General features: G+C 50.7%; 20 protein-coding genes. 15 read left to right on the top strand and 5 right to left on the bottom strand.

All coding sequences use genetic code 11. The features are described from left to right. Nucleotides 1–188: hypothetical protein (locus MJ768_RS14820; protein WP_239292820.1), on the bottom strand; the 188-nt coding region annotated here is incomplete at its 3' end. Between the two features lie 142 nt (nucleotides 189–330). Between MJ768_RS14820 and MJ768_RS14815 the strand changes: the two genes are divergently transcribed. The 3 genes from MJ768_RS14815 to MJ768_RS14805 all read left to right on the top strand — a co-directional run bounded on the left by MJ768_RS14815 (nucleotide 331) and on the right by MJ768_RS14805 (nucleotide 3,720). Further along, nucleotides 331–873, top strand: a complete 543-nt coding sequence (locus MJ768_RS14815; RefSeq protein ID WP_239292818.1) for a hypothetical protein — start codon at nucleotides 331–333, stop codon at nucleotides 871–873. Nucleotides 874–1,053: 180 nt separating this feature from the next. Continuing rightward, nucleotides 1,054–2,880 (top strand): glutamine--fructose-6-phosphate transaminase (isomerizing), encoded by a 1,827-nt coding sequence (glmS, locus tag MJ768_RS14810; RefSeq protein WP_239292816.1) that lies wholly within the window; start codon nucleotides 1,054–1,056, stop codon nucleotides 2,878–2,880. Nucleotides 2,881–2,937: 57 nt separating this feature from the next. Further along, nucleotides 2,938–3,720 (top strand): ParA family protein, encoded by a 783-nt coding sequence (locus tag MJ768_RS14805; protein ID WP_239292814.1) that lies wholly within the window; start codon nucleotides 2,938–2,940, stop codon nucleotides 3,718–3,720. A gap of 32 nt (nucleotides 3,721–3,752) precedes the next feature. Here MJ768_RS14805 and pyrC read toward each other — a convergent pair whose 3' ends face one another. Continuing rightward, entirely contained in the window at nucleotides 3,753–4,784 is a 1,032-nt protein-coding gene (gene pyrC / locus MJ768_RS14800; protein ID WP_239292812.1) for a dihydroorotase, read from the bottom strand. Nucleotides 4,785–4,827: 43 nt separating this feature from the next. Beyond that, a complete protein-coding gene (gene rsmI / locus MJ768_RS14795) occupies nucleotides 4,828–5,760 on the bottom strand; it encodes a 16S rRNA (cytidine(1402)-2'-O)-methyltransferase (RefSeq protein ID WP_239292811.1) in 933 nt (310 codons plus the stop codon). Nucleotides 5,761–5,918: 158 nt separating this feature from the next. Here rsmI and MJ768_RS14790 point away from each other — a divergent pair, with 158 nt between their 5' ends. From MJ768_RS14790 to ubiB, 7 genes are all read left to right on the top strand, one after another. Then, nucleotides 5,919–6,263: a YraN family protein gene (locus MJ768_RS14790; RefSeq protein WP_239292810.1), complete on the top strand. Its 345-nt coding sequence runs from the start codon at nucleotides 5,919–5,921 to the stop codon at nucleotides 6,261–6,263. 103 nt (nucleotides 6,264–6,366) lie between these two features. Beyond that, nucleotides 6,367–6,936: a BON domain-containing protein gene (locus MJ768_RS14785; RefSeq protein ID WP_239292809.1), complete on the top strand. Its 570-nt coding sequence runs from the start codon at nucleotides 6,367–6,369 to the stop codon at nucleotides 6,934–6,936. A gap of 162 nt (nucleotides 6,937–7,098) precedes the next feature. Further along, entirely contained in the window at nucleotides 7,099–7,500 is a 402-nt protein-coding gene (locus MJ768_RS14780) for a gamma-butyrobetaine hydroxylase-like domain-containing protein (RefSeq protein WP_239292826.1), read from the top strand. Next, nucleotides 7,497–8,231, top strand: a complete 735-nt coding sequence (gene ubiE / locus MJ768_RS14775) for a bifunctional demethylmenaquinone methyltransferase/2-methoxy-6-polyprenyl-1,4-benzoquinol methylase UbiE (RefSeq protein WP_239292808.1) — start codon at nucleotides 7,497–7,499, stop codon at nucleotides 8,229–8,231. The genes MJ768_RS14780 and ubiE overlap by 4 nt, the downstream gene beginning before the upstream one ends. 222 nt (nucleotides 8,232–8,453) lie before the next feature. After that, nucleotides 8,454–9,299, top strand: coding sequence for a Tim44 domain-containing protein (locus tag MJ768_RS14770; RefSeq protein ID WP_239292807.1), 846 nt, complete (start codon nucleotides 8,454–8,456; stop codon nucleotides 9,297–9,299). A 2-nt stretch (nucleotides 9,300–9,301) separates the two neighbouring features. Continuing rightward, nucleotides 9,302–9,874 carry a ubiquinone biosynthesis accessory factor UbiJ gene (locus tag MJ768_RS14765; RefSeq protein ID WP_239292806.1) on the top strand — a complete coding sequence of 191 codons (573 nt, stop codon included), beginning with the start codon at nucleotides 9,302–9,304 and terminating at the stop codon, nucleotides 9,872–9,874. Between the two features lie 203 nt (nucleotides 9,875–10,077). Continuing rightward, nucleotides 10,078–11,595, top strand: coding sequence for a ubiquinone biosynthesis regulatory protein kinase UbiB (gene ubiB, locus MJ768_RS14760; protein ID WP_239292805.1), 1,518 nt, complete (start codon nucleotides 10,078–10,080; stop codon nucleotides 11,593–11,595). A 224-nt stretch (nucleotides 11,596–11,819) separates the two neighbouring features. On the opposite strand, the gene MJ768_RS14755 is transcribed toward ubiB, so the two are convergent. Further along, nucleotides 11,820–12,824, bottom strand: coding sequence for a class 1 fructose-bisphosphatase (locus tag MJ768_RS14755; protein ID WP_239292804.1), 1,005 nt, complete (start codon nucleotides 12,822–12,824; stop codon nucleotides 11,820–11,822). 365 nt (nucleotides 12,825–13,189) lie between these two features. Here MJ768_RS14755 and MJ768_RS14750 point away from each other — a divergent pair, with 365 nt between their 5' ends. From MJ768_RS14750 to MJ768_RS14740, 3 genes are read left to right on the top strand one after another with little or no spacing between them, the layout of a single operon-like run. After that, nucleotides 13,190–13,360, top strand: coding sequence for a hypothetical protein (locus MJ768_RS14750; protein WP_239292803.1), 171 nt, complete (start codon nucleotides 13,190–13,192; stop codon nucleotides 13,358–13,360). A gap of 25 nt (nucleotides 13,361–13,385) precedes the next feature. Further along, on the top strand, nucleotides 13,386–15,323 hold the full coding sequence (locus MJ768_RS14745; protein WP_239292802.1) for a transglycosylase SLT domain-containing protein: 1,938 nt from the start codon (nucleotides 13,386–13,388) through the stop codon (nucleotides 15,321–15,323). 4 nt (nucleotides 15,324–15,327) lie between these two features. Then, nucleotides 15,328–16,539 (top strand): multifunctional CCA addition/repair protein, encoded by a 1,212-nt coding sequence (locus tag MJ768_RS14740; protein ID WP_239292824.1) that lies wholly within the window; start codon nucleotides 15,328–15,330, stop codon nucleotides 16,537–16,539. Between the two features lie 236 nt (nucleotides 16,540–16,775). Here MJ768_RS14740 and MJ768_RS14735 read toward each other — a convergent pair whose 3' ends face one another. After that, complete coding sequence (locus tag MJ768_RS14735) at nucleotides 16,776–17,513, bottom strand: PEP-CTERM sorting domain-containing protein (protein ID WP_239292801.1); 738 nt, start codon at nucleotides 17,511–17,513, stop codon at nucleotides 16,776–16,778. Nucleotides 17,514–18,122: 609 nt separating this feature from the next. Here MJ768_RS14735 and MJ768_RS14730 point away from each other — a divergent pair. Beyond that, nucleotides 18,123–18,380 carry a type II toxin-antitoxin system Phd/YefM family antitoxin gene (locus tag MJ768_RS14730; RefSeq protein WP_239292800.1) on the top strand — a complete coding sequence of 86 codons (258 nt, stop codon included), beginning with the start codon at nucleotides 18,123–18,125 and terminating at the stop codon, nucleotides 18,378–18,380. After that, entirely contained in the window at nucleotides 18,377–18,652 is a 276-nt protein-coding gene (locus tag MJ768_RS14725; RefSeq protein WP_239292797.1) for a type II toxin-antitoxin system RelE/ParE family toxin, read from the top strand. Before MJ768_RS14730 ends, MJ768_RS14725 begins: the two co-directional genes overlap by 4 nt. Nucleotides 18,653–18,698 lie beyond the last annotated feature (46 nt).

The raw sequence follows: 18,698 nt of genomic DNA, 5'->3' as shown, positions 1-18,698 counted from the left end.
ACAAAGAAATCCCTTTCGGGGTGAGGATGAATTATGTTATTTAAGCTGGCTGCTGCGGGGCATTTCTCCGCGATAGCGGCTTCGTTCAACCCTACATTCGAGAGGGACAGGCCAGAAGAGGCCTGCCCCCCAATTTGAATGTTGAGGATGTAGAAAGACGTATATAAATGATACGCGACAGAAAACATGACCTTCCAGAATGGCTTTTATACGCTTTTCCAAGCACAATAAGCGGAAAGGGTGTCTCCAAAATCATATTTCAAAACCTTCTTCCAAATTCTCAGATGGGTTTTTCTACAGGTTCACAAGAATAAAGAATAAACATACAAAATGGACTATAGAACTGCATTATTGACCTTTGGAGTCGTCTTTTTGTTAGTAGGCTTGATCGGTCAGGTTAAGTTGAAAGAGCTTGAAGTTGGTACTAGTAACAGTATAGCTAGAGCAATTCTTGGTGTACTCGGGCTTATATTAATTCTGTTATCTCTCTACCGATATACTTTTAATGAACGAATTGAAGAAACAGTGTCGAAAAAAGAAACAAGTGCTAATGGAAATGTCATAAATGGATCGTTAATAAAAGGTATCTATGTGGGTGACTTTACCACCGATAGTAATACCACAGGTGTGTCCATTCGTACCGAACTCAAGCAGGTTGAAGACCGTATGGTGGGTAAGTATTCATACGGAATGAAGGAGGGAACAATTGATGGCAACCTAAAAAATAACGTCATCTTATTTGAATGGTATGAACCTGGTGGATTTGGGCATGGCAAGCTATACCTTAAAGAAAATGGTAAACGCTTTTCAGGTACTTGGGGCTACAAAGAATCCTCCGATAACGGAGGAGCTTGGAATGGTCATCTCGAATAGCAGCGCGGTAGATTGGACTGAATGAAATGAAGCCCAACATCTCAACGCTCACCAGCCGAGAACAAAGGGGGCAAATCTTGACGCCCCGTTTTTTGCCTAACTCTGCATAAAACGTTCGAGCTACGGCACAAGTCTCATTCTTGCTACAATTAGCGCCTGCAATAAATCACGGAATTAATCATGTGTGGAATAATCGGTGCAATAGCGCAGCGCAATGTCGTCCCCATTCTTTTACAAGGGCTGCAACGCCTGGAATATCGGGGCTATGACTCGGCTGGATTGGTGGTCGTCGAAAACAATGAGTTGCAACGCATCCGCAGCACGGGGCGCGTTGCGGAATTAACCACACGAAGTGCTGCCATCAGCGGTCACATCGGTATTGCACATACACGGTGGGCCACTCACGGCGTGCCCAGCGAACGTAACGCGCACCCGCACTTGAGCAGCAATCTCATTGCCGTGGTGCATAACGGCATTATCGAAAACTACGAAGAGCTCCGTACGCGCCTGACGGCGCAAGGCTCCGTATTCACATCCGACACTGACAGCGAAGTCATTGCACATCTTATTAATAGCTACTATGCGCGCGGCAATAGCTTGTTGGTTGCAACTCAGGCGGCGCTTGCCGAGTTGGTGGGCGCTTACGCCATCGGCGTAGTGGCAGCGGACAATCCGGGCCAGCTAATTTGTGCGCGCAAGGGTAGCCCGTTGTTGTTGGGGGTGGGAGTTGACGAGCATTTCATCGCATCGGATGTATCAGCGCTGTTGCCGGTGACAAAAAATGTGGTGTATCTGGAAGAGGGCGACGTGGCCGAAGTAAGCTTGCACGGCTACCGGATTTTCAATGCCAAGGGCCAAGCGGTGGAACGTCCGGTACACGTCAGTAAACTGACTAACGCAAGCATGGAGCTGGGCGAATATCGACATTACATGCAGAAGGAAATTCACGAGCAGCCGCAAGCGCTCGCGGATACGTTGGAAGGGGTATGTAACAGTCAGTCGTTGATACCCGGCATTTTCGGTGCCGAGGCCGCCGCTGCGTTCGAACAAGTTGAAAGCATCCTCATTCTCGCTTGTGGCACCAGCCACCATGCGGGGTTAGTTGCGCGCTACTGGCTTGAAGAAATCGCCGGCATTCCATGTACCGTGGAAATCGCCAGCGAATATCGCTACCGCGTGAGCGTGCCCAATCCCAAGGCGCTAGTTGTTACCATTTCTCAATCGGGTGAAACCGCCGATACCCTGGCTGCACTTAACCACGCCAAGGCATTGGGTCACCCACATACTCTTTCCATCTGCAATGTGCCGGAAAGCGCGCTGGTCAGGCTCTCCAAGCTACATTTCCTGACGCGCGCGGGACCGGAAATTGGTGTCGCCTCAACCAAGGCATTTACTACACAATTAGCGGCTTTGTTCCTGCTTACTCTGGTTCTCGCCAAGCAGCGTGGCAGGTTGAGTGCAGAAAAAGAACAGCGCCACTTGCATGCGTTGCGCCATTTGCCCAGCGCGGTTCAATTGGTATTGAAACTCGAACCCGATATTGCGCGGATGGCCGAGCGCTTTGCCGACAAGCGCCATGCTCTGTTCCTCGGGCGCGGACTGCACTATCCCATCGCACTGGAAGGTGCGCTCAAGCTTAAGGAAATATCTTACATTCACGCCGAAGCTTACCCCGCTGGTGAGTTAAAGCACGGGCCACTAGCTTTGGTAGACAAGGACATGCCGGTTATCGCCGTTGCCACTAACGACGCATTGCTGGAAAAGCTCAAATCCAATCTGCAAGAGGTACGCGCACGAGGTGGCGAACTGTATGTATTCGCCGATGCGGGCACGCGTTTTCATTCGAGCGAGGGTGTACACCTAATGCAAATGCCCGAGCATGCCGGATATTTAAGCCCTATTCTGCATACCATCGCACTGCAACTGCTGGCATATTACGTGGCATTGCAAAAGGGAACTGATGTCGACAAGCCGCGCAATCTGGCCAAATCTGTCACTGTAGAGTGATGAGTCAGCTGGTTATGCTTATTTCGCATCCGCCCATTACCATGGGGTTTTTCCAGAATGGCGGTTATCGCTGTATTCAATCAGAAGGGCGGGGTGGGCAAAACCACTACCTGCCTCAATCTTGCCGCTGCGCTGGCCAAGGGGCAGCGGCATCCCATCGCTCTTGATCTTGACCCTCAAGGGCATTTAAGCTTGGCCTGTGGGCTGAAGAATGCCACTCTAGCTGATGCCGGCATGGCTGCCTTTTTTAGGCTGAGTACTCCGCTTGCCAAGCTTTTGCGCGATACACCAGCTGGCTGGCAGATCATTTCCTCCTCGCTCGAGCTGTCCAAGATCGACGCGCTTTATGGTAGCGACCCCAAGGCTGCAACTCTGTTGAAAAAAGGCCTGAGTGAAGATCTGGCACTCACCGGCGCACCCATCCTGATTGATTGTTGCCCAATGTTGGGAGTGCTCACGCTTAACGCTCTGCTCGCCTCGGATCGAGTGCTGATTCCGGTTTCGGCGGACTTTCTCTCGCTGCAAGGCGTGCATCTCCTGGATTCCGCACTTAATGTGCTTGAGATCAAACTCAAACGTTTATTCGAGCGACGCATCGTGGTGACCCGTTTCGATTCGCGGCGTAAACTTTCGTATGAAATTTTCGACAAACTTCGGGACCGTTACGGTTCAGTGGTATGCAATACGCGCATAAGTGAAAACGTTGCGCTTGCCACCAGCCCGATGCATGGCAAAGATGTCTTCGCTTACGCCCCGCAGAGTCCCGGCGCGGCGGATTACAAGGCGTTAACCGGAGAGTTGATTAATAGCGGATTTTTTGAAGAAAGATTGGCCGTTTGATTTTCAACCAGGACGACTTCCGAGCCATATCCTCACTCCACCAGCTTCCACTTCACCATTTCACTTGCTCTCAATGGCACTAATTGATGCACTCCAAACCCGACTGTTGCAGGCACTTGCCATTCCTGTTTACGCAAGGTAACGCTTTGAGCATTACGCGGCAGACGATAAAAATCAGCGCCATAAAAACTGGCAAAACCTTCCAATTTGTCTAGCGCCCCGACTTGCTCGAAAACTTCTGCATATAATTCGATAGCGGTGTGGGCGGTGTAAATGCCTGCGCAGCCGCAAGCGGATTCTTTGGTATGTTGTGCATGCGGGGCGCTGTCGGTGCCGAGGAAGAATTTTTTGCTGCCACTGGTGGCCGCTGCAAGCAATGCTTCACGATGCGTCTCGCGCTTCAAAACGGGTAGGCAGTAATAGTGCGGATGGATGCCGCCGCTTAGCATGGCGTTGCGATTGTATAGCAGGTGGTGCGCGGTGATAGTGGCGGCGATATTATCGGGCGCGCTTTTCACAAACTGTATGGCGTCAATCGTGCTGATATGTTCGAACACCACGCGCAAATCGGACAGATCGCGCAGCAGCGGTTGCAGCACGCGGGCTATGAATACTGCCTCGCGGTCGAACACGTCTACCGCTGTATCTGTTACTTCGCCATGCATAAGCAGCGGCATCCCACAATGTTGCATTTCTTCCAGAGCGGGATAGGTCTTGCGGATATCAGTGACGCCCGAATCGGAGTTGGTGGTGGCGCCTGCAGGATAATATTTAACTGCATGCACGATGCCGCTTTGTTTCGCGGTACGAATTTCTTTCGCTGTAGTGTTGTCGGTTAGATATAGAGTCATCAACGGTTCGAAATACGAACCCACAGGTAGCGCGGCGAGGATGCGCGCGCGGTAGGCCTGCGCCTGTTCGGTGGTTGTAACCGGTGGGCGGAGGTTGGGCATGATGATGGCGCGGGCGAATTGGCGTGCGGTGTCGGGCAGCACGGAATGCATTAACGACCCATCACGCAAATGCAGGTGCCAGTCGTCGGGGCGGGTTAGTTTTAGTTCCATGACAGATATTTTATCCGAATGTAAAAATGAAATGAGCTCTGGATTAGGCTGAGGACTTGAGTGACAGCGCGCGTTGGTATAGTTCGTTACGCCCTGCGCCAGTAATACGCACAGCGAGCTGTACCGCCTGCTTGAGCGGTAATTCGTGCAACAGCGCTGCCAATACATGTTCAGCGTCTGCATCCAACCCTTCCTGTTGCGCTGTCGCGCCGGAAACCAGCAATACGAATTCGCCCCGTTGACGGTTGGAATCACCATTCAGCCAAACCAGTGCATCGGCGAGGGAGCATCGTTGAATGCTCTCGAAAAGCTTGGTGATTTCGCGCGCAAACACAATTTGCCGGTCACTGCCGAAAACGCTTTGCAGGTCAGTCACGCATTCCAGGATGCGATGCGGGGCTTCGTAAAATATCAGGGTGTAGGGTAAGGCGATCAATTCTTGTAGCGCGCGGCAACGTGCAGCGGCTTTATTGGGCAGGAACCCATAAAACAGGAAGTGCGGTGCGGCCAGGCCGGCGGCGGACAGGGCAGCTAATGCGGCGTTTGCTCCAGGAATGGGGATCACGCGGTAACCGGCGGCGCGCACTTCTGCCACTAATATCGCACCGGGGTCACTTATCGCCGGGGTGCCTGCATCGGATACCAGGGCAACCGACTGACCTCGGGCCAGCAGCGCGATCACTTTTTCTGCCGCCGCCCGTTCGTTGTGCTGGTGCAATGCCATTAACCTATTTGCCGCAATGGAATAATGCATCAGCAGATTCGCAGTATTGCGCGTGTCTTCAGCGGCAATGGTATCCGCAGATATCAGCACATCCAGCGCACGCAAACTGATATCTCGCAAATTCCCAATTGGGGTGGCAACCACATATAATGCACATTCTAATTTTTGTTTTTGCCCGCTATGCACCTTCACTTCCTCGTATTGTTGCTTGTTAGCCGCCATACTATACGTGAGCGTAGGAGGCTGTGCCACTCCCAAAAAATGCCTCAGGTTCGGCCATCCCGTTTTTGAAACTTGACAAGGATGATTTGCTCGCATGCCAACCCACCATTCAAGCCTGAAATGGAACGTTTTTATGCGCTTGCTGTCGATACCTTTCACCTGATGCAGAAACCTGTGTCGCCGCGAGCATGAGTACACGCGGCGCCCAGGCCGAACAGCTGGCGGCACAATTTCTGCAACGTCATGGCCTCAAGTTGCTGCAACGAAACTATAGCTGCCGTTATGGCGAAATCGACCTGATTCTGCAGGATGGCGACACGCTGGTATTTGCCGAGGTACGTTTGCGCAGCCGTGGCGATTTCGGCGGTGCTGCGGCCAGCATTAATGCGGCCAAGCAGGCTAGGCTGATACACACCGCTCAGCATTACCTCGCCACACTGAGCAGAACGCCACCTTGCCGTTTTGATGCGCTGCTGTTTGATACGCTGGATAGCGATCGACTGGAATGGATCAAGAATGCTTTTACCGCCTAATTTCGGGTAACATCCGCATTCATCGCAACGGGTTTTTGGCACTGTGGACTTTGATTAGCAGAATCCGTCAGCACTTCGACGACATATTAAGTGAGAGGGGAACATGCGTTATATAAATTACCTATTATTGGCTATCGTGCTGGGCGCGATGCAAGGGTGCTTTCCGATAATTGCTGCGGGTGTCGGCGCGGGTGCGTTAATGTCATCAGATCGCCGTACTGCCGGCATTATTCTCGAAGACCAAAACATCGAGAGCAAGGCACTTAACCAAATAAATGTCCAATATAAAGACACCGTGTATGTGAATGTAACCAGTTTCAATCGCCGTGTGCTCATTACTGGCCAAGTGCCTAACGAAAAAGTTAAAACTGATATTGAAAAAATAGTTTCAAGCCTGACGAATGTAAAGGCTGTAAATAACGAACTGCAGGTATCCTCCCTCACTGATTTATCGTGGCGTAGTAATGATGCCCTTATTACTAGCAACATTAAGTTGCGCTTCATCAATAACAGCCGAGGATTTCAGGCTGATCATGTAAAAGTAATTACCGAAAACAGCTCAGTATTCCTGATGGGCTTGGTCTATCACAAGGAAGCTGAGGCCGCCGCAGACATCGCCAGCGGCTCGCGTGGCGTGGAGCGTGTAGTAAAGGTGTTTGAATACCTTGATTAAGTGCCGCTTGCTAGCCCGCTAAGTTTCAAAGTTATAAACAGAAAAAATTTCTGAGCAACAGTTTAGTGCGAGAAAAGCTAAGGCGGCATGGAACACAACGTTCTATTGCTGCACCCGCTTTTTATTATTACGCTGCCGAACAAAATATGTGTGTCCATTTTAATGACCATGCTTAATCCCACCGAAATTACCCTGCATCAACAATCGAAGCTGCTGGAAATAGCCTTCAATGACGGCTCACGCTACCGCTTGCCTTATGAATTTCTTCGAGTGCATTCTCCTTCTGCCGCAGTACGTGGGCACGGCCCAAGCCAGGAGGTGCTGCAGGTCGGCAAGCAAGATGTGAACGTGATTGACGTGCAGCCCGTAGGCAGTTACGCCATCAAACTGACTTTCGATGATGGCCACAATACTGGTCTTTATTCTTGGGATTACTTGAATGAGCTCGGGAAATATCAGGATGCGTTGTGGCACGATTATTTATGCAAATTGGCAGAAGCGGGGGAGAGCCGTGTTCCACATCATCCCGTAGATTTACTCGATAAACCCGAGGAAATAAAATGAACAAAACAACTCATTTCGGTTTCACGACTGTCGCGGAAACGGAAAAAGCCGAGCGCGTAGACAAGGTATTCACATCCGTCGCCAGCAAATATGATGTTATGAACGACCTCATGTCAGTTGGCCTGCACCGGTTATGGAAGCGCTTCGCCATCCAGATCAGCGGTGTACGAGAGGGGGAGCGAGTGCTGGATGTGGCGGGTGGATCTGGCGATCTCTCCCGTCAGTTTGCCAAGCGTGTCGGCAACAGCGGCCAAGTTTGGCTCACCGACATTAACAAAGCTATGTTGCGTGTCGGCCGCAACCGCTTGATTGATGATGGCCTAAACACACCAGTTGTACAGTGTGATGCGGAGAATTTGCCATTTCCGTCTAATTATTTCAACTGTGTCAGCATTGCTTTCGGCCTGCGCAATGTGACTCACAAGGATGCTGCGCTACGTGAAATGCAGCGCGTGCTTAAGCCCGGTGGCCGCTTGCTGGTGCTGGAGTTTTCCAAGGTATGGAAGCCGCTGGAGCCGCTGTATGATGCTTACTCGTTCAAACTGCTGCCAAAGTTGGGCGAGCTGATCGCCAAGGATGTCGACAGTTACCGCTACCTGGCGGAATCTATCCGCATGCACCCTTCACAGGAGGAGCTTAAGCGCATGATGGAAGAAGCTGGGCTCTCTCGTGTTGAATATTTTAACCTTAATGCTGGAATTGTCGCTCTGCACAGGGGTTACAAAATTTAACCAGGATGTTTTACAAACTCCTGCAGCGCACTCCCAATACTTTCAATACTCAACTTGCCTCAGGCTTGCTGAGGAAGTTGAAATTAGGATTTAATATCCAAATATTTTAAGGACATAGCCAAGCTGGTTCGCAAAATGAACCTTTACATGGTGCAGTGTACTAAGAATGTAGTGTTATACTTTATTCGCTTTTTTGTTGTTAACTATTAAATGAGGTAGCCCATGAAACGTTTTCTATTGTTGTTAACTCTTACCCTGGCTAGTTTCTCCATGCTATCTGTAACCGCCGAAGCTAAGCGCATGGGCGGGGGTGGCAGCATTGGTCAGCAACGCACCATGAGTCCGCAGCAAACGTCCAAGACACCCGCTGCCGCACCTGCCCCGGCAGCGCCTGCGGCAGGTAATAAATGGCTTGGCCCCTTGGCCGGTTTGGCCATAGGTGCAGGCTTGGGCGCAATGTTCGCAGGTGGTATGGGCGGTTTAGGTGGCGCAATAGGTGGTATTCTGATGGCGCTTCTGGCCGCAGGTTTGGTGATGTTCCTGGTTTCCCGGTTTCGCAAATCGCAGGCGCAGCAACCCGCCATGCAGTATGCAGGTAGTGGCACATCATCCTACCAGCCAGAATCGAGGCAGCAGCCATTTGCAGGCGGTAGCGCTGCAACCAACGCCCCTTTAGCCAATAGCAGCAGTAACATTCCGGCAGATTTCCCGGCTGAAGCTTTCCTGCGTAGCGCCAAGACTTCATTTATCCGTCTGCAGGCCGCAAATGACCGTAAGGATCTCAATGACATTCGTGAATACACTACGCCGGAAATGTTTGCCGAAATTTCCTTGCAGTTACAGGAACGCGGCGATGCACCGCAAAAAACAGATGTGCAGACAATCAACACGCAGATTGTCGAGGTGGTCAATGAAGGTGACTATGCCATTGCCAGTGTACGTATGAGCGGACAATTGAGCGAGAATAACGGCATGCCGGAGAACTTCGATGAAATTTGGCATGTTCAGAAGAATTTGCGCGATGAAAAGGCAGTCTGGTTACTATCCGGGATCCAGCAAGTAGCTTAAACATGCTGTTTCAGCCGACCGCTTCCGCCCTTAACCATTTGCTTATTCAAAGTGGCTGGGCGTTGCAGCGGTTGGTAATCCATGCTGGCAAGACGGCGCGATTTACTATCGCGCCGTTTATTTTTGCCTATACTATTCAAAACGATGGCACGCTGCGCGCCTCGGCAGCCGATGTAAGTGCCGATGCAAGCTGCACCATTCCGCCTTCATTGCTGCCGCGTCTGGCAGTGCATGATGAAACGGCTTCCGCGCAAATTGAAAGTTGCGGCGATACCGCGCTACTCGCCGAAATTTTTTATCTCAGTCGTCATCTGCACTGGGATGCAGCAGAAGACTTAAGCCGGCTGACTGGCGATATCGCTGCCGAACGTATCGTGCAATATGCCAAGACTGGCCAGCAATATATACAGGATGCTGCACTCAACCTGTCGCAAGCGCTGGCAGAATACTGGACGGAAGAATCCCCGCTGCTTGCCAAATCCACTCATATTGCGGACTTCGTGCAACAGACAGACAAGCTGCGCGACGACGTAGCGCGGCTGGAGCAACGCATTAATCGGTTATCTAATTCCTGAAAATCTCCTCTGGTCTTTATAATATGCTGCAATATATTTAGTTATTTGAAGTCACAAAGCTGATTTTCTATCAAGATGTTTACAGGCCACGTTAAAGCAGTTTTTGGATGAGCGGAATACAATCAAGCAGCGAATATAATTTCAAACATACGGCCGAACATTTCGCTCGGACTGCAGAATAATCAAACCTTCGTAAAATTTTCATGCGCTTGATACGCCTGCTAAAAATAATTTTTGTCATACTGCGCTTCGGCTTGGACGAATTTCTGCTTGCGCATTCACGCACGCGCTGGATGCTGGTACCGATCAACCTGCTGCTATTCGCACGTGACACCTCTGCACCGCGTGCAGTGAGATTGCGCTATGCATTGGAAAGCTTGGGCCCGATCTTTGTAAAGTTCGGGCAAATGCTTTCTACCCGCCGCGACCTGATTCCTGTCGACATCGCCGACGAGCTGGCCAAACTGCAAGACCAGGTGCCGCCCTTTCCTTCCGCGCAAGCTGTGGTTTTGCTGGAGGCCGCCTACAATAAAAAACTCAATGAAGTATTCCACAGTTTTGAGGAAACCCCCATTGCCAGTGCTTCGGTGGCTCAAGTACATTTCGCCGTGCTGCCGAATGGACGAGAAGTCGCAATAAAAATCCTGCGTCCCGGCATCGCCCGCGTTATCGCGCACGACATTGCACTGCTTGATGTCTGCGCGAGTTTAATTGAACGCTGGTGGGAAGACGGCAGGCGGCTCAAGCCGCGCAAAGTGATAGAGGAATTCGAGAAGCATCTGCACAACGAACTTGATCTGATGCGTGAAGCCTCCAGCGCCAGCCAGTTGAAACGCAACTTTGCCAATTCAAAATTGTTGCTGGTCCCGGAAATTTACTGGGATTGGTGTACGGATGAAGTGATGGTGATGGAACGTATGTATGGCCTTCCCGTCAATCGCGTGGAGGCGCTACGTGCGGCCGGCATCGACCTCCCTACGCTGGCGGCCAATGGCGTGGAAATTTTCTACACCCAGGTTTTTCGCGATGGTTTTTTCCATGCGGACATGCATCCCGGTAATGTGCAGGTGGCAGCGGATGGCCGCTACATTGCACTGGATTTCGGCATCATGGGCACCCTCACAGATACCGACAAACATTATCTCGCACAGAACTTTATCGCCTTCTTTCGGCGCGACTATAAACGCGTGGCGGAAGTACACATAGAATCCGGCTGGGCACCTGCGGATACTCGGGTAGATGAATTGGAGGCAGCCATTCGAGCCGTGTGCGAGCCAATCTTTGATCGGCCCTTGCGTGAAGTTTCTTTCGGACGCGTGTTGCTGCGCCTGTTCCAGACCTCGCGCCAATTCGGCATTGAAGTCCAACCACAGCTCGTGCTGCTGCAAAAAACCTTGCTTAATATTGAGGGACTGGGCCTGCAGCTCGATCCCGAGCTGGACCTGTGGAAGACTGCCAAGCCTTGGCTGGAACGTTGGATGAGCGAGCAAATTGGCTGGCGCGGTTTTCTTAATGCGCTAAAAATAGAGGCGCCACACTACGCCATCCTATTGCCGCAGCTACCGCGTTTGCTGTACCAGACACTGAATGAAAAACCCGGATTGCAAATTGCAAACGTATTGCGCGAATTAGTGTCCCAACAAAAACAAATAAACCAACTGGTTACATTGGTCGCGTTAATTTTATTCGGGTTTATTGTTTTGTATTTTATTCGCGGTTAGGCAGAATATTTTTGATTGAATAATTCTTCTGTTAACTTAGGGCACTCTAAAAGTTGAGTTTATCAGACGATTAAGATTAACTAGTGTAGTGCTTTCGAAATGCGGAGGTGCTGACTATTTCAACCCGAACCGCCCTGCCAGTTACGTAAAACTGCTTTAAAACCAAGCGGGCTGCCCCGCCTGGTTAGTTTTCATCGTAGGTCAGCGGCATTCATTCAATTGTGTCACGCTTCTTTGTGATAACCCACCACACGCTCTACTTCATTCTTTGAACCAAGAATCACCGGTACACGTTGGTGCAAGCCCGTTGGCTTGAGCTCCATGATACGTTCGCGACCCGTGGAGCATACCCCTCCTGCTTGTTCCACGATGAAAGACATTGGATTGGCTTCATATAGTAAACGCAATTTTCCTGCCTTGCCTACTTCCTTGTTGTCGAATGGATACATAAAGATGCCGCCGCGAGTCAGGATGCGATGCACTTCCGCAACCATCGAAGCCACCCAGCGCATGTTGAAGTTTTTTTCTCGTCCTCCTGTGGTTTTACCCTTTACGCATTCATCCACATAACGTTGCACCGGAGCTTCCCAGAAACGCTGGTTGGACATATTGATGGCGAATTCCTGAGTATCGGTCGGAATGGTCATATTCGGATGAGTCAGCATGAATTCCCCAATGTCATTATTCAGCGTGAAGCCATTTACGCCATTTCCAGTGGTGAGCACTAACATTGTAGAGGGGCCATATAGTGCATAACCAGCGCAGACCTGCTTGGTGCCCGGTTGCAGAAAATCCTCTGCGGTCGGGTTTGTCACTCCTTCGGGGCAACGTAGAATCGAGAAAATAGTGCCAACGGAAATATTTACGTCAATGTTGGACGAGCCATCCAGCGGATCAAATGTTAGCAAGTACTTACCTTTTGGATATTGCGAAGGAATTGGGTAGATGTCATCCATTTCTTCAGATGCCATAGCGGCAAGATGGCCGCTCCATTGGTTTGCTTCGATGAAAATGTCATTAGTTATGACATCCAGTTTTTTTTGCGTTTCACCCTGGATGTTTTCGCTACCTGCACTTCCCAGCACGCCAATCAATGCACCTTTGTTTACGCTATGGGCAATTTGCTTGCAGGCCAAAATGATGTCACTGAGCAACCCAGTGAAGTCACCAGTTGCACCCGGTAATTGTCTTTGTTCTTCGATAATGAATTGCACCAGGTTCTTGCTCATGTATTTTCCTTGCCTTAATTAATGGAATTTTTGAATTTCAGGATTTTACAGGTTTTTGCATTCCCTCTCCACGCCTATCAGATACTTAGCTTTGCATTTATTGATTATTATATATTTTTGGCAAGATAATCATTTGTAAACCTTTTTCAAAAAACAGTATCTCAGGTTATTCATGCATAGAAAAATTTCCCTTTTGACCTTGCCCAACTCACCAGTACCAAGAGTAAATCATTTTGATTTATTGCTGTTAGTGTACCCTGTGTTTGAATAAATCTTGCTTGAAGACATCGCAGCTTCAATAAAGCACCTTCATGGAAACTGGCGACGCGCGGTTATCCGCATCTGTTAAAATATTGAGCCTGAATATGTTTGAAGAATTATTTGATCAGGTGATCAATGCGGACAACAAGCCACGCAAATTCAAGTTTCGGGGATTGGCCACCGATAGTAGGTTAGAGATGTACTCAATGCAATATGAATGGGGAAATCGCCTGCCATGGAAAAATTTCAAAATCAGTCGGGAATATGGCGGCTAAGCGGAATTTTATAAGGGCACCTTCCATGTGTTTTCCAAAGTTTTTTGTGTATGTATTGCTTTTTATTCCTGCTTTGGCGGTAGCAAATCAGGATGCGGATTTTCTCGCCGCGCGCGATGCATTCCGGATGGGTGATTTAGTGAAGCTTGATCGCATGGCCATGCGATTAAAGCATTCCCCGCTAGAACCTTATCTAGCTTATTACCAGTTGCGTATGCGACTAGAAACGGCGAGTGCCGCCGATATCCAGAAATTTCTGGCGCGACCTGATGATACCCCGGTGATTAACCACCTGCGTGCGGAATGGTTGAGACTGCTTGGAAAAAGGCAGCAATGGGAAGAATTTGCGGCGCAATATCCACGCCTGGTGGGCGGAGAGGTCGATCTGACCTGTTATGCACTGCGATCGCGTCAACGTCTGCAAGAAGAACAAGTGCTGCATGAGGCACGCAACCTGTGGTTAATTAGCAGCGCGGAATTGCCGGAAAGCTGTGCTCCATTGTTCGATGCGGCAATTGCCAGCGGTATCATTAATGCAACGGATATATGGCTACGTTTGCGCCTGGCATTGGAGGCAGGTAATCTGACGCTGGCTAAACAGCTCTCGGAGAGGTTGCCTGCCAAGCGCGCCCTTTCTTCATCCGAGCTGGATAGTGCCGCCACTGATCAGGTGCGTTATCTTGCCTCTGCCAAGCTGGATAACGCCTCCGAAGCGCAGCGCACAGTGGCGATGTTTGCCTTGCAACGGCTTGCCAAGCAATCGCCGCAATTAGCCTATTCACAGTGGGAGAAAAAAGCGGCATATTTTACTGCGGATGAGCAGAATTATTTTTATGGGTGGTTAGGTTACGAAGCGGCACGCAAACGAGATGCGCGTGCGCTGGAATGGTACAAGGCGGCAGGTGAGGCGCCCCTGACCGGGCAGCAACTGGCATGGCGTGCACGAGCGGCGTTGCTTACGCAGAACTGGCATGAAGTTTGGGCGAGTATTAATGCCATGACGCCGCAACAACAGCGCGAGGGTGTCTGGCGTTATTGGAAGGCGCGTGCTTTGAAAACATGGGGAAGCTTGCCGGAAGCGAACGTGCTGTTTACTGAATTGAGCAGCGAACATAATTTTTACGGTCAACTTTCCGCCGAGGAGATCGGAGAAACTCCTGCCGCAACACTGCCTGCCAGTTATCAGCCAAGCAAAGCGACAATCAATGCAATGCTGGCGCAGCCCGCCGTCCAGCGCACACTGGCGTTATACCGTATGGATTTGCGCACTGACGCGGCCAGAGAATGGGCATGGGCACTGCGCAAGCTTGACGACCAACAGCTGTTGGTGGCAGCTGAAATTGCTCGCCGCAACGGGATGTATGACCATGCTATCAACACTGCCGACCGTACCGTGCAGATACATGACTTCAGCCTGCGTTATCTCGCGCCCTACCGGGAGGTATTACAGGGCTATATTCGCAAGAATGAACTGGAAGAAGCCTGGGTGTATGGCTTAATACGGCAGGAGAGTCGTTTCGTCTATCAAGCCAAATCGCCAGTAGGCGCGACGGGCCTTATGCAGATCATGCCTGCCACGGCGCGTTGGATAGCGCAAAAGATAGGTATGAAAAGTTATCGCCAGGCACTTGTGAATCAACTTGATACTCATTTCAAACTTGGCACGTATTACATGAAATCGGTGCTGTCGTCACTCGACAATAATCCGGTGCTGGCCTCTGCTGCCTATAACGCCGGCCCTTCACGCGCCCGCAAATGGCGGGGGGAAAGCACATTGGAAGGAGCTGTTTACGCCGAAAATATTCCCTTTGATGAAACGCGCACTTACGTAAAGAAGGTGATGAGCAATACCATGTATTACTCACAGCTTTTCGGCCAGCCGCCGCGTTCTCTTAAGCAACGTTTGGGCGTGATAACGGCAAAGAATGCAGCTAACCAGCAGGCTATCCCTGATGAAAGATAGCGGCCTGAAAATTTACAGTGTTGGCGGCGCTGTGCGCGACGAACTGCTCGGTCTGCCAGTGAATGACCACGATTGGGTAGTGGTGGGGAGTACGCCGGAAGACATGGTGGCGCGCGGCTATACGCCGGTGGGCAAGGATTTTCCGGTGTTCTTGCATCCTGAAAGACACGAGGAATATGCGCTGGCACGCACCGAGCGTAAAACCGCGCCGGGCTATAGGGGATTTGCCATTCATGCCGCGCCGGACGTGACGCTGGAGCAAGACTTGCTGCGCCGCGACTTTACCATTAACGCCATTGCACGCGACCAAGACGGCAAGTTAATTGACCCCAATAACGGCATCGCCGACTTGCGAGCCGGGATTTTACGCCATGTCAGTTCGGCGTTCAGCGAAGACCCGGTACGGATTCTGCGCGCAGCACGCTTCGTGGCACGTTTCGGTTTCAACATAGCACCGGAGACTTTATCGCTGATGCGCGCAATGGTGGCAAATGGTGAAGTGGATGCGCTGGTGCCGGAACGTGTGTGGCAAGAATTGGCGCGTGGCCTGATGGAAAAAGTGCCGTCACGTTTTTTTTTCACGCTTCGTGATTGCGGTGCGCTGGTGAAAATCTTGCCGGAGGTAGACGCGTTGTTCGGCGTGCCACAGCCGCCTAAACATCACCCGGAAATCGATTGCGGCATACACACCATGCTGGTGCTGGACGATGCGGCTCAACATGACTACCCGCTGGAAGTGCGTTTTTCTGCGCTCACGCACGACCTCGGCAAGGGGAATACGCCAACGGATATTTTGCCGCGCCACATCGGCCACGAGGTACGCAGTGTGGACTTGTTGCGTGCCTTGTGTGTGCGTCTGCGCGTAACCAACGATTGCCGCGACCTCAGCTTACTGGTGGCACGCTATCACGGTAATGTACATCGTGCCCCCGAGCTGCGCCCCGATACCATAGTCGCCATATTGCAGAGTTGCGATGCGTGGCGCAGGCCGGAACGCTTCGCACACCTGCTGCAGGCATGTGCGTCAGATGCGCGGGGGCGGACCGGACATGAACAGGATGCTTATCCGCAGGCGGATTATCTGTTGCGAATGTTACGGGCGGCGCAGACAGTGAATGCAGGGGAGATTGCGCAGCAATGTGAGGATAAAAATGCTATTGCTGACAAGGTGCGTGAGGCACGGATTATGGCAGTGGAGTGGGCGATCAAAGGTTGAATTTCTCACCTCGAATCTGTAGTGGATTCAGTTTTTCGATGTTGTAACATTATGGACACTCAAAGGGGACGCTGCCATTTGTGTGTGCTGAAGATGGAAATTAAAGGGTAGCGTCCTCATTTTTGCACGGTTTGATGAGGGTGGGCAGGTGAGAGCCTGTTCTCTACTCAACCCATTTACTGTTTGGAAAAACCCGACAGTTACCTGCCGGGCTTTTTGTTTCCCGAAGCTGCTTGTTACACGGTCTTGCGGCGACGGGCAGAAGCTAAACCAGCCAAGCCAAGGCCAAACAGCACCAGTGAGGCGGGTTCGGGCACTTGTGCAGTGTCAGCCAGAATGCTGACATTATCGACACCCTGATTAAAGAATGATTGGTTATCCACTTCGCCGAAGCGAAGTTTGTACGTGGATCCAGGGGTTACCAGTGCCGTAATATCGAATAGGTAGGGGGTATAGGCATGCGGGTCGGCACCGGCATCAACACCAGGCGGAACTGGAGATGCGACGATATCAAGGGCCGCGGTGGAAAAAGCACCAGCGAGAGCCGTCATGATATCGACCCGAGCGTGCTGGTTGGCGCCAGCCGTGTCATCATTCAAGCCCACAGGATTCACGATCGGGCCACTGTCCCAGTCGTTCATGAACATGTCAAAAGAAAGCGCCACCGAGGTTGCACCAACAGGGACAATAAAAAACTGCTCAAGAACGTGAGTACCCTGGCCGAATTGATCGGTCACTGCGTAAAAACTACCTGATGCGGGCCCCATCGTTGACTGTCCAGAGAGAGGCGTTGTGCCGTTGGCATCGTCGATGAACCACGAGCCAGAACCACCTGCGAGATCAGTGACGGTCCAGCCGGCAAAGGTGCCGGTCTCGAATCCGCCGTTTGTAATTAGCTGAATGGGTGCCGCGCCTGCAAAGAAGGAGGCAAAGGCCATCCCAAGTGCAAAAGCGAACTGTGATTTCTTAATCATTTGGATCCCCTATGAATGAAAGCTGATGGTTACGAATTTTATTTTTTTATTTTGAAAACACCATGACATAAATGCATGCAATTGATCTATATTAATACTTATATCCTCCATTATAAGTATGTAAAGAATTTTGACGCGCCTAACGAGTAGCTTAGTTGTTGAATATAAAAAATATGTCAGACATGATTCTGACTTGCCAATCATAAGCATGATCCATGCCAGTATACAACATTAAAATTTAATTCAATTTAATTTCAGCATGTTAAATGTTATCGGTGTGAGCGGCAGCAGCCCGTCTGCAAAGTTTCCAAGCGAGACTGTAAAAATTTTCGACATTCAGATGCTATGCTTCTGGTTTATCAAAGACCCCATCTGCATCCCCGCCAGACTCATATCGCATGCACAACATATACAATGAAGACACAATGGGTCTGTACAATATTTTATTTGTCGAAGTGTCCGCTATGTGGCAGCGTCGATTCAGGTTGCAGCCATCGCTCGAAGACTGCCTGTTGTTCGAGGGAAACGGCGACGTGCTTAGCTTGATTAATCGTACGATATAGCGCACTATCTATCGCATTGAATAACAACTTCCTAAGGAGATAAGCTATGTCGCATTTGACGGCCAATGATCTGAAAACAAAAGGGGTGGCCGCTATCGAGTCCGTTCTGGCCGAGCATTCCGAGGCGATTGTTTCGGTGCGCGGCAAGGAACGTTTCGTGGTGATGGATATTGCGCAATATCACTATTTGCGCGAGTGCGAGCTGGAGGTGGCGCTGGCTGAAGCCCGCGCTGATCTGGCGGCGGGACGATTTGTGCAGGAGTCGCCAGAGGAGCATGTGGCACGGGTGAAATCCGCGGCATGAGCTATCGCTTGGTTTTTACCGAGCAATATACAAGATGCGCGGCGCGTTTTCTCAAGCGGCATCCCGATCTGGAGAAGCAGTATCTTAAAACCCTGCAACTCCTTGAGATGAATCCCCATCACCCTTCATTGCGCTTGCATCCCTTGAGTGGAAAGCTGCAAGCCCTGCATTCGGTTTCCATCAATCTTTCTTACCGTATTACGCTGGAGCTGTTGATTCAGGATGAACAGATTATCCCTGTGAACGTGGGCGACCACGATGCGGTGTATTGAATGACTGCACCTCTTGTGCATCTGGCCATTCTGCATGGATAGAGAA

Origin of the sequence: Candidatus Nitrotoga sp. 1052, assembly GCF_927312905.1 — a bacterium.
Taxonomy (GTDB): Bacteria; Pseudomonadota; Gammaproteobacteria; order Burkholderiales; family Gallionellaceae; genus Nitrotoga.
The sequence above is the reverse complement of the archived record's forward strand: the minus strand, read 5'-3'. Positions and strand labels throughout refer to the sequence as shown.